Below are 13511 nucleotides of genomic sequence, written 5' to 3' on the forward strand. Positions count from 1 at the left end.
GGTCTCGCGGAGGTAACGGCCGGGTACGGTGTGCTGCATGACCGGCCGGAACGACAACCTCCCGCGGCTGCTCTTCCTGGCCGCTCTCGCGCTGGCGGCGGGCGCGACCGCCGTCCTCGTGCTGAGCGACTCGCTGCGCTGGATGCGCCTCGGCGTGGTCGCCGCCCTGTGGGCCGCGCTGGCCGGGGCGTTCCTCGCCGTCCGCTACCGCAGACAGTCGGCGGACCGGGCCGAGGAGGCCGAGCAGGCCCAGCGCGTCTACGAGCTGGAGCTGGAGCGCGAGATCGCCGCCCGCCGCGAGTTCGAGCTCACCGCCGCCGCGGAGGCCCGCGCCGCCGCCGACGACCGCTCCCGCGACGACCTGGCCGAACTGCGCGCCGAGCTGAAGGCCATGCGCGAGCACCTCGAACTGCTCCTCGGCGGCGAGGTGCTCGTCGAGCGCATCGCGCTGCACGCCGAGGCGACCCGCATGCGCGCGCAGGCAGTGGAGGGCCGCTCCGAGCCGGTCAAGCGCATCGCGGCCGCGGCCGGGGACCCGAAGACCGACATGATCGAGCGCGTGCGGGAGCCCTGGCTGGAGGACACGCCGAGCAGCCGCCCGATCGATCCGACCTGGACGCCGTCGTGGGAGACCGGCGAGCACCGCCGCCCCCGCACCCCGACGCGTGGCCGCCCCGCCGACCCGGCCCGCCGCCGCGAGGAGCCCGGCGTCGCCGCCCGGCTCGACGGCGGGGCGGACCCGCGCACCGAGGTCGGCCGCCCGGTGCGTCCGCGCGCGGAGGCCCAGGCCTCCGAGCCGGGCCGCGCGGACGCCTACCCGGGCCAGCGCGTCCGGCCGGAGGAGCGGGTGGGCAGGCCCCACCCGGAGGGCGCGCCGGGGGAGGCCTACCAGCGGGGCAGGCCGGACGCCGACGCGCAGCGGCGCCGCCAGGAGTCCGAGCAGGATGCCCGCCCGGCCGCCCGGCCCGCGGGCGGCCGCGCCGACGCCGAGGCCACCCGGCAGGGCGTGCGCCCGGTCGAGAGCCCGACCCAGCACGGCGCGCGCCCCGTCCCGGCCGACCGCAGCGCCCCGCCCCGGGTGATCTCCCGGCGGCCGGGGGAGGAGTCAGTCTCCTCACCGGAAGAGGCGGTCCGCGGCCGCCGCGCCGTGGACTCGGCGGTGATGCCCTCGGTGCGCCAGTCCGGCGCTGCGCAGCCCGAGCCCGCCCGAGGCAAGCGCGCGGCGGAGTCCGGGGTCTTCCCGCCCGCGAGCGAGCCCGCCCGAGCCAGGCGCGGCGCGGAGTTCCCGCCCGAGGCAGGCCGTGGGACCCCGGCGGACGCGCCCGCCCGAGGCAAGCGCGCGATCGAGTCCGGCGTCTTCCCGGCTGCGGGCGACGCGGGTCAGGGTGGTGCGCACGGTAGGCGCGCGGTGGAGTCCGGCGTTTTCCCGCCTGCGGGCGACGCGGGTCAGGGTGGTGCGCATGGCAGGCGTGTGGCGGAGTCGGGGGCGTTCCCGTCCGCTGCGGACGCTGGGCGTGGGGCGGCTGAGGTCGCTCGGGGGAAGCGGGCGGTGGAGTCGGGTGTTTTCCCGCCTGCTGGTGAGGCCGGGCGGGGCGGTTCGGTGGGGGCGCATGGCAGGCGTGCCGCGGAATCCGGGGTGTTCCCGCCTGCCAACGGTGCGGGTTATCGGGCCGAGGGTGAGGCGGCGCGGGGGAAGCGGGCGGCCGAGTCGGGGGTGTTCCCGCCCGCGGCTGAGGCGGCGCGGGGGAGGCGTGCGGCGGAGTCGGGGGTCTTCCCGCCTGCGGGCGACGGCGGCCGTGGTGGCCTCCCGGGCGGCGATGGTGCTCGGGGGAAGCGGGCGGCGGAGTCCGGTGTGTTCCCGCCCGCGGCCCGGGGCCAGGCGGGGGAAGCGGCGCGGGGCAAGCGGGCCGCCGAGTCCGGGGTGTTCCCGCCCGCGCGCGGCAAGCGGGCCGCGGAGTCGGGGGTGTTTCCGCCCGCTCGGGGCAAGCGCGCCGCGGAGTCCGGGGTGTTCCCGCCAGCGGGGCACCGGGCCGTGGAGTCCGAGGTGGCCGATCCCGGTGGCCGCGCGGCGGAGGGTGAGGGCACGCACGCGGAAGGCACCTCCGTCGCCGAGTTGTTGGCCGCCCACGGCGGTTCCACGCCGCGGCGCAGGCGCAGGCGGGACGAGGACTGACGGCGGTTTTCGCCCGATCCGGTGAAATCCGGATACGCCCGTGCGCGCCGTGGCCGGGACTGGGCTGACCGTCCGCCCCTACTATCAGGCCCGTGTCCGAAGATCAGCTGCAGCGGCACACGCCGCGGCGCAAGACGGTGCTGCTGCCCGTGGTGGGGCTGCTGGCGCTGGCCGTCTGCGGAATGGCGTTGCTCGCCGTCAGCACCGCGCGGGTGGGGGTGCAGGCCGAACTCGTCGGCATCCTGGCCGCGCTGCTGCCCGTCGGGCCCGTCGTCGCGGCGTTCCTGTGGATCGACCGGTGGGAGCCCGAGCCCGCGCGGCTGCTCTGGCTCGCCTTCGGGTGGGGCGCGTGCGTGGCCGCCATCACCGCGCTGCTCATCAACAACACCGCCGAGGCGGTGGGCGACATGCTGCTGGGCAAGGGCAACGGCGACACCATCAGCGCGATGGTGTCCGCGCCGCTGTTCGAGGAGTTCGTCAAGGGCGCCTTCGTCTACGGCATCTACCTGTTCCTGCGCCACGAGTTCGACGGCGTCATCGACGGCATCGTCTACGCCGGACTCGTCGCGGCCGGGTTCGCCTTCACCGAGAACATCTACTACTTCGGCCGCGCCTTCGCCGAGTACGGCATCGGCGACGGCACCTCCCCCGGCGTGATCACCGCCTTCATCCTGCGCGGCGTGCTCTCCCCGTTCACCCACCCGCTGTTCACCGCGTGCATCGGCATCGGGATCGGCCTGGCCGCGCGGTCGCCGAAGCGCGGGGTCGTCGGCCTGGTCGGCGGGTACGTCGCCGCGGTCGTGCTGCACGCGGCGTGGAACGGCGCGGCGACCCTCGGCGGGGGCACCGCCTTCCTCACCGTCTACTTCCTGGTGATGGTGCCGCTGTTCGCCCTCGCGGTCTGGTTCATCACCTGGCACCGCCGCCGCGAACAGCGGATCATCGCCGCCGCGCTGCCCGGCATGGTCGCCGAGAACCTGATCCTCGACAACGAGGTCGAGGCGCTCGCCCGCCTCGACGCCCGCCGCAAGTGGCGCAAGCGCGTGCGGGCCCGCTCCGGCCGCGCCGCCGCCAGGCTCATGGCCGAGTACCACGCCGCCGTCAGCGAGCTGGCCTTCCTGCGGCACGCCGCCGCGCAGGGCGCGACCGGCAGGCACGACGTCAGCGAGAGCCACCTGGTGGCCGTGGTGCGGGCCACGCGGCAGGCCGCCGTGCGCGCCTCCGCCCGGTGAACCTGGTCACCTGGCCGCCACCCGGCCGGTAACGGGCGGTTACGCTCGCGCCGTCGTCTGGTACCCGCGAACGCGGGACTGGAACGAAGGGACTTGTCATGGACGCCGGTCAGACCCGGCCAGCCAGGTTGGCGGTCGGAGTCGTCTCAGCGGGCCGGGTGGGCGCCGTGCTCGGCGCTGCCCTGGCCAGGGCGGGGCACACCGTCTCGGGCGCCTCCGGCGTCTCCCGCGCCTCGCTGCTGCGCGCCGAGACCCTGCTGCCCGAGGCCCCCGTCGCCCCGCCGGACGAGGTCGCGGCCGCCGCGGACCTGGTCCTGCTCGCCCTCCCCGACGACGCGCTGCCCGGCACCGTGCGCGGCCTGGCCGCCGCGGGCGCGCTGCGGGCGGGCCAGATCGTCGTGCACACCTCCGGCGCGTACGGCGTCGACGTCCTCGCGCCCGCCGCCGAGCTGGGCGCGCTCGGCCTCGCGCTGCACCCGGCGATGACGTTCACCGGCAGGCCGGAGGACCTGGAGCGCATCGCCGCCTGCTGCTTCGGCGTCACCGCCGCCGACGGCGACGACGCCGCGTGGAACGTCGCCGAGGCGCTGGTCGTGGAGATGGGCGGCGAGCCCGTCCGGGTCCCGGAGAGCGCCCGCCCGCTCTACCACACCGCGCTCGCGCACGGGGCGAACCACCTGGTCACGCTGGTCGCCGAGGCCGCGGACCTGCTCAAGGGAACCGGCGTCGGCACGCCGGAGCGCCTGCTCGGCCCCCTGCTGTCCGCCGCGCTCGACAACGCCCTGCGCCACGGCGACCGCGCCCTCACCGGCCCGGTCGCGCGAGGCGACGCGGGCACCGTGCGCAAGCACGTCCGGGTCCTCTCCGAGCACGCCCCCGCCATGCTCCCCGCCTACCGCGCCATGGCGCGCCGCACCGCGCAGCGCGCCGCCGCGTCCGGGCTGCTGCGCGCCGACCTGACCGACGACGTCACCGCCGCCATCGACACCGAAGAGGGCCACCCATGACACCCGTGTTCACGCCGGGCAAGCTGCACGTCCACAGTGGACCGGCCGAGCTGGCCAGGGTCACCCGCGCCCTGCGCGCCACCGGGCGCAAGATCGCGTTCGTGCCGACCATGGGCGCCCTGCACGACGGCCACCGCGCGCTGCTGCGCCACGCCCGCCGCCTCCCGAACACGGTGCTCGTCGCCTCGATCTTCGTGAACCCGCTGCAGTTCGGCGCGGGCGAGGACTTCGACCGCTACCCGCGTCCACTGGAGACCGACCTCGACGTCTGCGCCGACGAGCGCGTCGAGCTGGTCTTCACGCCGACTCGGGAGGACATGTACCCCGAGGGCGCGACCACCACCGTCCACCCGGGACCCCTGGGCGACGAGCTGGAGGGCGCGGTCCGGCCGGGGCACTTCGCGGGCGTGCTCACTGTGGTCAACAAGCTGTTCAACATCGTCCGCCCCGACTACGCTCTGTTCGGTGAGAAGGACTACCAGCAGCTCACCCTGATCAAGCGCATGGTGAAGGACCTCGACATGGAGGTCGCCGTCATCGGCGTGCCGACGGTGCGCGAGCCCGACGGCCTGGCCCTGTCCTCCCGCAACGCCTACCTCGACGACGCGCAGCGCCAGGCGGCCGTGACCCTGTCCGCGGCCCTCGCGGCGGGCGCGCACGTCAGCGCCCAGGGAGCGGCGGCCGTCATCGACGCCGCGCGGGCCGTCCTCGACCAGACCCCCGACCTGTCCGTCGACTACCTGGAACTGCGGTCGCCCGACCTCGGCCCCGCCCCGGCCGACGGCGACGCCCGCCTGCTGGTGGCCGCCCGGCTCGGCCGCACCCGACTCATCGACAACGTCCCGGTCCTGCTCGGTTAGGGGAGACCATGTTCCGCACGATGCTCAAGTCCAAGATCCACCGCGCCACCGTGACCCAGGCCGACCTGCACTACGTCGGCTCGGTGACCATCGACCCGGTGCTGATGGAGGCCGCCGACCTGCTGCCCGGCGAACAGGTCGCCATCGTCGACGTCACCAACGGCGCCCGCCTGGAGACCTACGTCATCGAGGGCGAGCGCGACAGCGGGGTCATCGGCATCAACGGCGCCGCCGCGCACCTGGTGCACCCCGGCGACATCGTCATCCTCATCGCCTACGGCCTGATGGACTCCGCGGAGGCCGCCGCCTACCAGCCGCGCGTGGTCTTCGTCGACGCCGACAACAGGATCGCCCACCTCGGCGCGGACGCCGCCCACGCCCCCGAGGGCTCGGGCCTCAAGAGCGGGGCCACCTCCGAGACCGACGACGCCGCCAAGCTGGACGCGCTCCTGGCCGCCGAGGTCTAAGTGCTCCTGGCCATCGACGTCGGCAACACCAACACCGCCTTCGGCCTGTTCGACGGCAAGGAGCTGGTGCGCGACTGGCGCACCCGCACCGACGCGCGCATCACCGCCGACGAGCTCGACCTGTCGCTGCGCGGCCTGCTCGGCCCGCACGCCGACGAGGTCACCGCCATCTCCGCGCTGTCGACCGTGCCGACGGTGCTGCGGGAACTGCGCGCCATGCTGGGCAAGTACCACGGCCGCGTGCCCCGCGTGGTGGTCGAGCCGGGCGTGCGCACGGGGGTGCCGCTGCTGGTGGACAACCCCAAGGAGGTCGGCGCCGACCGGGTGGTGAACACGCTGGCCGCCCACCACCTGTTCAACACCGCGTGCGCGGTGGTCGACTTCGGCACGTCGACCAACATCGACGTCATCTCGGCCAAGGGCGAGTTCCTCGGCGGGGTGTTCATGCCGGGCATCGAGATCTCCATGGACGCCCTGGCCACGCACGCCGCCGCGCTGCGCAAGGTCGACGTCGTCCGACCGCGCTCGGTGATCGGCAAGAACACGGTGGAGTGCCTGCAGTCGGGGATCATGTACGGGTTCGCTGGCCAGATCGACGGCATCGTCACCCGCATCCGCCGCGAGCTGGCCCGGCAGGGCCACGACGGCCCGATGACCGTCATCGCCACCGGCGGACTGGCCCCGCTGGTGGTCGACGAGTCGGCGACCATCGACCACCACCGCCCCGACCTGACCCTGCTGGGTCTGCGCCTGGTCTACGAGCGCAACCAGCGCTAGATCCGGATGGCCCTGATCGCCTCGCAGATCAGCGGCCGCACGAACACCCCGCGCGAGTCCGGCAGCCCCGACAGGTACTCCCTGGCCCTGGCCAGGATCTCCGCCCGCTCGGCCTCCGGGGCCACGGCGATGTGGGAGTAGGTGCGCAGCGACTCCACCATCGAGTCCACCGTGCGCACCTGCTGGTGCTTGAAGTCCTTCGCCTCGGCGTCGCCGAGCAGGTCGTGCTCGGGCACGTGCCGCTCGCGCCGCCGCGCCGGGTCGTCCACGCTCGACGCGGTCAGCTCGACCAGCGTCCGCACCCACGGCACGCGGTCGTCGTCGGCGATCCACAGCGCGCCGAAGACCCCGCCGGGGCGCAGCACCCTGGTGATCTCGGCCAGCGCCTCGGGGTTGTTGAACCAGTGGAACGACTGGCCCGCGACCACGGCGTCCACCGAGGCGTCGCGCAGCGGGATCCGCTCGGCCCGCCCGTCCATCGTCGGCACGTCCGGCAGCCGCCGGGTCAGCTCGGCCCGCATCTGCGGGTCCGGCTCGACCGCGGTGACGTCCACCCCCAGGTCGAGCAGGCGCTCGGTCAGCTTGCCGGTGCCCGCGCCGAGGTCGAGCACCCTGGTGCGGTCGCCGATGACCCATTCGACAGCCTCGGCCGGGTAGTCCGGCCGGTGCTCGGCGTAGGTCGCGGCATTGGCGCCGAATGAACCCGCTCTGGTCGCGCGCATCTGCGGATCGTCCACCGGACAACCGTAAGGCAATACCGGTTGTGACCTCGCGGGGATGCCCTCGTACCCTTGCGCCGTGAACGAGGAGACCACCCCCGACGTCGACGACCTGCCCGAGCAGATGCGGATTCGGCGGGAGAAGCGGGAGCGAATGCTCGCCGCCGGTGTCTCGCCGTACCCGGTCGAAGTGCCGCGCACCCACTCGCTGGCCGAAGTGCGCGCCGCCTATTCCGATCTGCCCGCCGACACCGCCACCGGCGACAAGGTGTCCGTGGTCGGCCGGGTCATGTTCCTGCGCAACACCGGCAAGCTGTGCTTCGCCACCTTGCGCGAAGGCGACGGAACCGAACTGCAGGCCATGCTGAGCCTGAACAACGTCGGCGAGGACGCCCTTTCCGCGTGGAAGGCCGATGTCGATCTTGGCGACCACGTATTCGTCACCGGCGAGGTGATCACCTCCCGGCGCGGCGAGCTGTCGGTGCTCGCCGACGAGTGGGGAATGGCGGCCAAGTCGCTGCGCCCGCTGCCCGTCGCGCACAAGCCGCTGGGCGAGGAAACGCGTATTAGGCAGCGCTATGTCGACCTCATCGTGCGGCCCGAGGCCCGCGAGACGGTAAGGGTCCGTTCGGCGGTTGTGCGGTCGCTGCGCGAGTCTTTCCACGCCCGGGGTTTCCTGGAGGTGGAGACCCCCATGCTGCAGACCCTGCACGGCGGCGCCTCGGCCCGCCCGTTCGTGACGCACTCCAACGCGATGAGCATGGATCTGTACCTGCGGATCGCCCCCGAGCTGTTTCTCAAGCGCTGTGTGGTCGGCGGCATCGACAAGGTCTTCGAGATCAACCGCAACTTCCGCAACGAGGGCAGTGATTCCTCGCATTCGCCCGAGTTCGCGATGCTGGAGTTCTACGAGGCGTTCGCCACCTACGACACCAACGCGGCCATGACCCGCGAGCTGATCCAGGAGGCTGCCCGCTCGGTCTTCGGCGGCGAGGTCGTCACCCTCGACGACGGCTCGGAGTACGACCTGTCCGGCGAGTGGACGACGCTGACCATGTACGGGTCGCTGTCGGAGGCGCTGGAAGCCGAGGTCACCCCGGAGACCGGCGTCGACGAGCTGCGCAAGCACGCGGCCGCCGTCGGCCTGGAGCACGACCCGGCGCTCGGCCACGGCAAGCTGGTCGAGGAGCTCTGGGAGCATCTCGTCGGCGATCACCTGCACGCGCCGACTTTTGTTCGGGATTTCCCCGTCGAGACCTCACCGCTGACGCGTGAACACCGGTCCAAGCCGGGCGTGGCCGAAAAGTGGGACCTCTACGTCCGCGGTTTCGAGTTGGCCACCGGCTACTCGGAGTTGGTGGATCCGGTCGAGGAACGGCGGCGGCTGACCGAGCAGGGCAGGCGCGCGGCATCCGGCGACGACGAGGCGATGCGCCTCGATGAGGACTTTCTGCGCGCGTTGGAGTACGGAATGCCACCGAGCGGCGGCGTCGGAATGGGCATTGACCGGCTGCTGATGGCCCTGACCGGGCTCGGCATCCGGGAGACCATCCTGTTCCCCCTCGTCCGCCCCGAATGAACCCCGGTCTAACACATTCCCGCTGATTTGCGCTAGCCTGCCCCCAGGGAGTATTTCTACTGGTGGCCGAGACGCTCGCTGAGCCGGCACATTTCAGCCTGAGGGAGGCGCTATGGCGCAGAAGGTCACGGTTTCGCTCGTCGACGACATCGACGGTTCCGAGGCCGAGGAGACCGTGGAGTTCGCACTCGACGGGGCGACCTATCAGATCGATCTGTCCAGCAAGAATGCCGAGCGCCTGCGTTCGGCCCTGTCCGACTTCGTCGACCACGCCCGCCGTTCCGGCGGCCGCAAGCGCCCCGTCGGCAAGGCTGCCGCTGGCCGCGCGCCGCGCACGGCCTCGGCCGACCGCGAGCAGAACCAGGCAATTCGCGAGTGGGCGCGCAAGCAGGGCATGAAGGTGTCCGACCGGGGCCGAATCCCCTCGGAGGTCCTCGACGCCTACAACGAGCAGGCCTAAGCGCCGACCGGCTTAAGGGCCGCCGCACTCCGCGGCGGCCCTTGTTGCATTCACCCGATCGTCGGGTGGACTCGCGGAATGGTGTGCGCGGCGTCACCGGGTCCGGTGATCGCCGGTTGTCGCAACCGGCCACGACGGTGATGCCGGTCCGCTAGTTTCTGCCGCATGACGATCGTGGTCCGCATTGTCCAGGGCTTGCTCATCCTCACGGGCCTCGCCGCCTGTGTCATCGCGGCGGTGATGGCGGGCATGACGCACGACGACGCGGACGCCCGCTGCTACATGACCGAGGTCCAGGACGGCACCGGCGGCTACTCCGACGTCCCCAGCCCCGGCTGCGGCACCATGGCGGTCTACCAGACCGAGGCGATCTCGGCGGCGGCCGTCGGGCTCTCGGGCATCGGGATCATGGTCGGCGCCGCCGCGATGAACGGCATGGCCTCGCCCAGGCCCAAGCAGGTCGCCCAGCCCGCGCCGTACGGCGGCTACGGACCCCCGACCGGCCCGCAGCCGTACCCGCAGGGCCCGTACGGCCCGCCTAACGCCTAGGCAGCACGCGGGGGCAGGTGCCGCACGCGCCCTCGCCCCGCTCCAGCAGGTAGTGGAAGCAGCAGCTCTCCCGCCTGCGGGTCCACTCGCCGTCGACGGTCCGCATGGTCGAGCCCGAGGTGAGCGGCTTCACGCCGTCCTCGAGCACCAGCGCGGCGTCGAGCGCGCCCGCGCCCGCGTCGCCGCCGCAGCGGCCCGCCTGCCACAGCGCGCTGTCCAGGGCGTCGGTCGCCGCGGCCCAGAGCGTGCGCCTGCCGAGGCGCACCTGCGGCGCGTACACGTCGACGAACCGTTTGGCGTGGGCGATGAAGCGCCCGCGCAGGATCGCGGCCAGGGCGGCGTCGTCGGGGGCCACCACGACATCGGGCCGCCCGGCCGCCGGGTCGTCCGGCAGGCAGGCGAAGGCGGGGGAGAGCACCGCGACCGAGCCCGGGTGCGGGCGGGGGTAGGCGGTGCGGAAGGCCAGGTCGGCCGGGCGCAGCGACGGCACCCGGCGCTCGTGGTGGAACAGCAGCGCGCCGACGTAGGCCGGGACGCCGAGGTACCAGGTCATGACGTACCCGGCGGTCGTCTGGTCCGGGGCATCGTCGTACTGGTCGCGCAGCCAGCGCGCGAGCGAGGCCCGCCAGCGGCCGAACGCGTCGGGGGTGGCCAGGACGCTGCCGCAGGTCACCCAGCCCGGCTCGGCGGGCAGCCCGTAGCGGACCTCGACCCGGTCCTGCCGCCCGTTGAGCACGGAGAGTGATTCCGGCAACGTCCGATGGCCGGACCGCGCCGCGGGGCGGATGCTGTAGTCGAGGGTCATCGACGGCGCCGTTCGCGCGCGTCCCGGAGCCCGGCCGACTGATAAGGCATGCCTAACCTTACCCAGCAGCCCTGACACGCGCCTGTCGCGGTCGGGGTGGGATAGCCCACAGTCGGGACGACAGCGACTGTTCGCGGAGAGCGGACAGCGGAATCCAGACCGGTCACCGCACGTTATCCAGGGTGACGGGGCCTCCGTCCGGCTGATGTTGCCATGTTGAGCCGCTCGCGGCACTGAGCGTGGCAGCCCGGCCTACTACAGTGGTCCCACGGTGCTGAATCCACTACGAAGGGGTGGAGAAGGGCCGCCGGCGCAGCAGTCAGGGAGTGAGAATGTTCGAGAGGTTCACCGACCGCGCGAGGCGGGTGGTCGTCCTGGCCCAGGAAGAGGCCCGGATGCTCAACCACAACTACATCGGCACCGAGCACATCCTCCTGGGTCTGATCCACGAGGGTGAGGGTGTCGCCGCCAAGGCGCTGGAGTCGTTGGGGATCGCCCTCGAGGGCGTGCGCCAGCAGGTCGAGGAGATCATCGGCCAGGGGCAGCACGCGCCCAGCGGGCACATCCCGTTCACCCCGAGGGCCAAGAAGGTGCTGGAGCTGTCGCTGCGCGAGGCGCTGCAGCTCGGCCACAACTACATCGGCACCGAGCACATCCTGCTCGGCCTCATCCGCGAGGGCGAGGGCGTGGCCGCCCAGGTGCTGGTCAAGCTCGGCGCCGACCTCAACCGGGTCCGCCAGCAGGTCCTGCAGCTCCTGTCGGGCTACCAGACCAGCAAGGAGGCCGCCGAGACCGGCGGCCGGGGCGAGGGCACGCCGTCGTCGTCCCTGGTGCTCGACCAGTTCGGCCGCAACCTCACCGCGTCCGCCCGCGAGGGCAAGCTGGACCCGGTCATCGGCCGGACCAAGGAGATCGAGCGGGTCATGCAGGTGCTGTCCCGCCGCACCAAGAACAACCCGGTCCTCATCGGCGAGCCCGGCGTCGGCAAGACCGCCGTCGTCGAGGGGCTCGCGCAGATGGTCGTCAAGGGCGAGGTGCCCGAGACGCTCAAGGACAAGCAGCTCTACACCCTCGACCTGGGCTCGCTGGTCGCCGGTTCCCGCTACCGCGGTGACTTCGAGGAGCGCCTGAAGAAGGTGCTCAAGGAGATCAAGACCCGCGGCGACATCATCCTGTTCATCGACGAGATCCACACCCTCGTCGGCGCGGGCGCGGCCGAGGGCGCCATCGACGCGGCCTCCATCCTCAAGCCGATGCTGGCCCGCGGCGAGCTGCAGACCATCGGCGCGACCACCCTCGACGAGTACCGCAAGTACGTCGAGAAGGACCCGGCCCTGGAGCGCCGCTTCCAGCCGATCCAGGTGGGCGAGCCGTCGCTGGAGCACACCATCGAGATCCTCAAGGGCCTGCGCGACCGGTACGAGGCGCACCACCGCGTCACGATCACCGACGCCGCCCTGGTGGCCGCCGCGACCCTGGCCGACCGCTACATCAACGACCGCTACCTGCCGGACAAGGCGATCGACCTCATCGACGAGGCGGGCGCGCGCATGCGCATCCGCAGGATGACCGCGCCGCCGGACCTGCGCGAGTTCGACGAGAAGATCGCCGACGTGCGCCGGGAGAAGGAGTCGGCGATCGACGCGCAGGACTTCGAGCGGGCCGCGAAGCTGCGCGACACCGAGAAGCAGCTGCTGGGCCAGAAGGCCGAGCGGGAGAAGCAGTGGAAGGACGGCGACCTCGACGTCGTCGCCGAGGTCGACGACGAGCAGATCGCCGAGGTGCTGGCGAACTGGACCGGCATCCCGGTGTTCAAGCTGACCGAGGAGGAGACCTCCCGGCTGCTGCGCATGGAGGACGAGCTCCACAAGCGCATCATCGGCCAGGAGGACGCCGTCAAGGCCGTCTCCCAGGCGATCCGCCGCACCCGCGCGGGTCTGAAGGACCCCAAGCGCCCGTCGGGTTCGTTCATCTTCGCCGGTCCGTCCGGTGTCGGTAAGACCGAGCTGTCCAAGGCGCTGGCGAACTTCCTGTTCGGCGAGGACGACGCGCTCATCCAGATCGACATGGGCGAGTTCCACGACCGCTACACCGCCTCGCGGCTCTTCGGCGCGCCCCCCGGGTACGTCGGCTACGAGGAGGGCGGCCAGCTCACCGAGAAGGTGCGCCGCAAGCCGTTCTCGGTCGTGCTGTTCGACGAGATCGAGAAGGCCCACCAGGAGGTCTACAACACCCTCCTGCAGGTGCTGGAGGACGGTCGCCTGACCGACGGCCAGGGCCGCACGGTCGACTTCAAGAACACGGTGATCATCTTCACCTCGAACCTGGGCACCCAGGACATCTCCAAGGCCGTGGGCCTCGGGTTCACCTCGGGCAACGACCAGGGCTCGAACTACGAGCGGATGAAGAACAAGGTCAACGACGAGCTGAAGAAGCACTTCCGGCCGGAGTTCCTCAACCGCATCGATGACATCATCGTGTTCCACCAGCTGACCGAGGACCAGATCATCAAGATGGTCGACCTCATGATCGGCCGCGTCGAGACCCAGCTCAAGAACAAGGACATGGCTCTGGAGCTGACCGACAAGGCCAAGAAGCTGCTGGCCAAGCGCGGTTTCGACCCGGTGCTGGGCGCCCGCCCGCTGCGCAGGACGATCCAGCGCGAGATCGAGGACCAGCTCTCGGAGAAGATCCTCTTCGGCGAGCTGGAGCCCGGCCAGATCATCATCACCGACGTCGAGGGCTGGGACGGCGAGGAGGCCAGCGCCGACAAGGCCCGCTTCGTCTTCCGCGGCGAGAAGCGCGCCAGCGTCCCCGACTCCCCGCTGGTGGAGATCGCGGCCGGTGGCGAGGACTCCGCCGAGTCCGCCGACTGACGCCACG

Annotated in this window: 12 protein-coding genes; 10 read left to right on the top strand and 2 right to left on the bottom strand. The window is 72.4% G+C overall.

The window, feature by feature from the left end:
* The first annotated feature begins 37 nt into the window (after positions 1-37).
* The 6 genes from Actkin_RS01715 to Actkin_RS01740 all read left to right on the top strand — a co-directional run bounded on the left by Actkin_RS01715 (position 38) and on the right by Actkin_RS01740 (position 6516).
* Positions 38-2173 (top strand): DUF6779 domain-containing protein, encoded by a 2136-nt coding sequence (locus Actkin_RS01715; protein ID WP_258905600.1) that lies wholly within the window; start codon positions 38-40, stop codon positions 2171-2173.
* Between the two features lie 137 nt (positions 2174-2310).
* Positions 2311-3405, top strand: a complete 1095-nt coding sequence (locus Actkin_RS01720) for a PrsW family intramembrane metalloprotease (protein WP_258907826.1) — start codon at positions 2311-2313, stop codon at positions 3403-3405.
* Positions 3406-3503: 98 nt separating this feature from the next.
* Positions 3504-4412 carry a Rossmann-like and DUF2520 domain-containing protein gene (locus tag Actkin_RS01725; protein WP_189208741.1) on the top strand — a complete coding sequence of 303 codons (909 nt, stop codon included), beginning with the start codon at positions 3504-3506 and terminating at the stop codon, positions 4410-4412.
* Positions 4409-5272 carry a pantoate--beta-alanine ligase gene (panC, locus tag Actkin_RS01730; protein WP_258905602.1) on the top strand — a complete coding sequence of 288 codons (864 nt, stop codon included), beginning with the start codon at positions 4409-4411 and terminating at the stop codon, positions 5270-5272. The genes Actkin_RS01725 and panC overlap by 4 nt, the downstream gene beginning before the upstream one ends.
* An 8-nt stretch (positions 5273-5280) precedes the next feature.
* Positions 5281-5739 (top strand): aspartate 1-decarboxylase, encoded by a 459-nt coding sequence (panD, locus tag Actkin_RS01735; RefSeq protein ID WP_189208739.1) that lies wholly within the window; start codon positions 5281-5283, stop codon positions 5737-5739.
* Positions 5740-6516, top strand: a complete 777-nt coding sequence (locus tag Actkin_RS01740) for a type III pantothenate kinase (protein ID WP_189208738.1) — start codon at positions 5740-5742, stop codon at positions 6514-6516.
* Here Actkin_RS01740 and Actkin_RS01745 read toward each other — a convergent pair.
* A complete protein-coding gene (locus Actkin_RS01745) occupies positions 6513-7253 on the bottom strand; it encodes a class I SAM-dependent methyltransferase (RefSeq protein ID WP_258905608.1) in 741 nt (246 codons plus the stop codon). The genes Actkin_RS01740 and Actkin_RS01745 overlap by 4 nt on opposite strands.
* A 106-nt stretch (positions 7254-7359) precedes the next feature.
* Between Actkin_RS01745 and lysS the strand changes: the two genes are divergently transcribed.
* The 3 genes from lysS to Actkin_RS01760 all read left to right on the top strand — a co-directional run bounded on the left by lysS (position 7360) and on the right by Actkin_RS01760 (position 9823).
* The gene (gene lysS, locus Actkin_RS01750) at positions 7360-8814 is read left to right on the top strand and encodes a lysine--tRNA ligase (protein WP_229786741.1); all 1455 of its coding nucleotides are present in this window, start codon (positions 7360-7362) and stop codon (positions 8812-8814) included.
* Between the two features lie 112 nt (positions 8815-8926).
* Positions 8927-9274, top strand: a complete 348-nt coding sequence (locus tag Actkin_RS01755; RefSeq protein ID WP_189208736.1) for a histone-like nucleoid-structuring protein Lsr2 — start codon at positions 8927-8929, stop codon at positions 9272-9274.
* Between the two features lie 165 nt (positions 9275-9439).
* A complete protein-coding gene (locus Actkin_RS01760) occupies positions 9440-9823 on the top strand; it encodes a hypothetical protein (RefSeq protein WP_258905610.1) in 384 nt (127 codons plus the stop codon).
* Here the strand turns inward: Actkin_RS01760 and Actkin_RS01765 are convergent.
* Positions 9813-10628 (bottom strand): (2Fe-2S)-binding protein, encoded by an 816-nt coding sequence (locus tag Actkin_RS01765; RefSeq protein ID WP_258905611.1) that lies wholly within the window; start codon positions 10626-10628, stop codon positions 9813-9815. The genes Actkin_RS01760 and Actkin_RS01765 overlap by 11 nt on opposite strands.
* Before the next feature lie 332 nt (positions 10629-10960).
* Between Actkin_RS01765 and Actkin_RS01770 the strand changes: the two genes are divergently transcribed.
* Positions 10961-13504, top strand: a complete 2544-nt coding sequence (locus tag Actkin_RS01770) for an ATP-dependent Clp protease ATP-binding subunit (protein WP_189208733.1) — start codon at positions 10961-10963, stop codon at positions 13502-13504.
* The last annotated feature ends 7 nt before the right edge of the window (positions 13505-13511 follow it).

This window comes from Actinokineospora sp. UTMC 2448, assembly GCF_024760565.1.
Classification (GTDB): Bacteria; Actinomycetota; Actinomycetes; order Mycobacteriales; family Pseudonocardiaceae; genus Actinokineospora; species Actinokineospora fastidiosa.

Excerpts from the sequence above, each read along its gene's own strand:
- Actkin_RS01715 (WP_258905600.1), top strand. The coding sequence starts at position 38 with ATGACCGGCCGGAACGACAACCTCCCGCGGCTGCTCTTCCTGGCCGCT.
- Actkin_RS01725 (WP_189208741.1), top strand. The coding sequence starts at position 3,504 with ATGGACGCCGGTCAGACCCGGCCAGCCAGGTTGGCGGTCGGAGTCGTC.
- panC (WP_258905602.1), top strand. The coding sequence starts at position 4,409 with ATGACACCCGTGTTCACGCCGGGCAAGCTGCACGTCCACAGTGGACCG.
- panD (WP_189208739.1), top strand. The coding sequence starts at position 5,281 with ATGTTCCGCACGATGCTCAAGTCCAAGATCCACCGCGCCACCGTGACC.
- lysS (WP_229786741.1), top strand. The coding sequence starts at position 7,360 with ATGCGGATTCGGCGGGAGAAGCGGGAGCGAATGCTCGCCGCCGGTGTC.
- Actkin_RS01755 (WP_189208736.1), top strand. The coding sequence starts at position 8,927 with ATGGCGCAGAAGGTCACGGTTTCGCTCGTCGACGACATCGACGGTTCC.
- Actkin_RS01760 (WP_258905610.1), top strand. The coding sequence starts at position 9,440 with ATGACGATCGTGGTCCGCATTGTCCAGGGCTTGCTCATCCTCACGGGC.
- Actkin_RS01765 (WP_258905611.1), bottom strand. The coding sequence starts at position 10,628 with ATGACCCTCGACTACAGCATCCGCCCCGCGGCGCGGTCCGGCCATCGG.
- Actkin_RS01770 (WP_189208733.1), top strand. The coding sequence starts at position 10,961 with ATGTTCGAGAGGTTCACCGACCGCGCGAGGCGGGTGGTCGTCCTGGCC.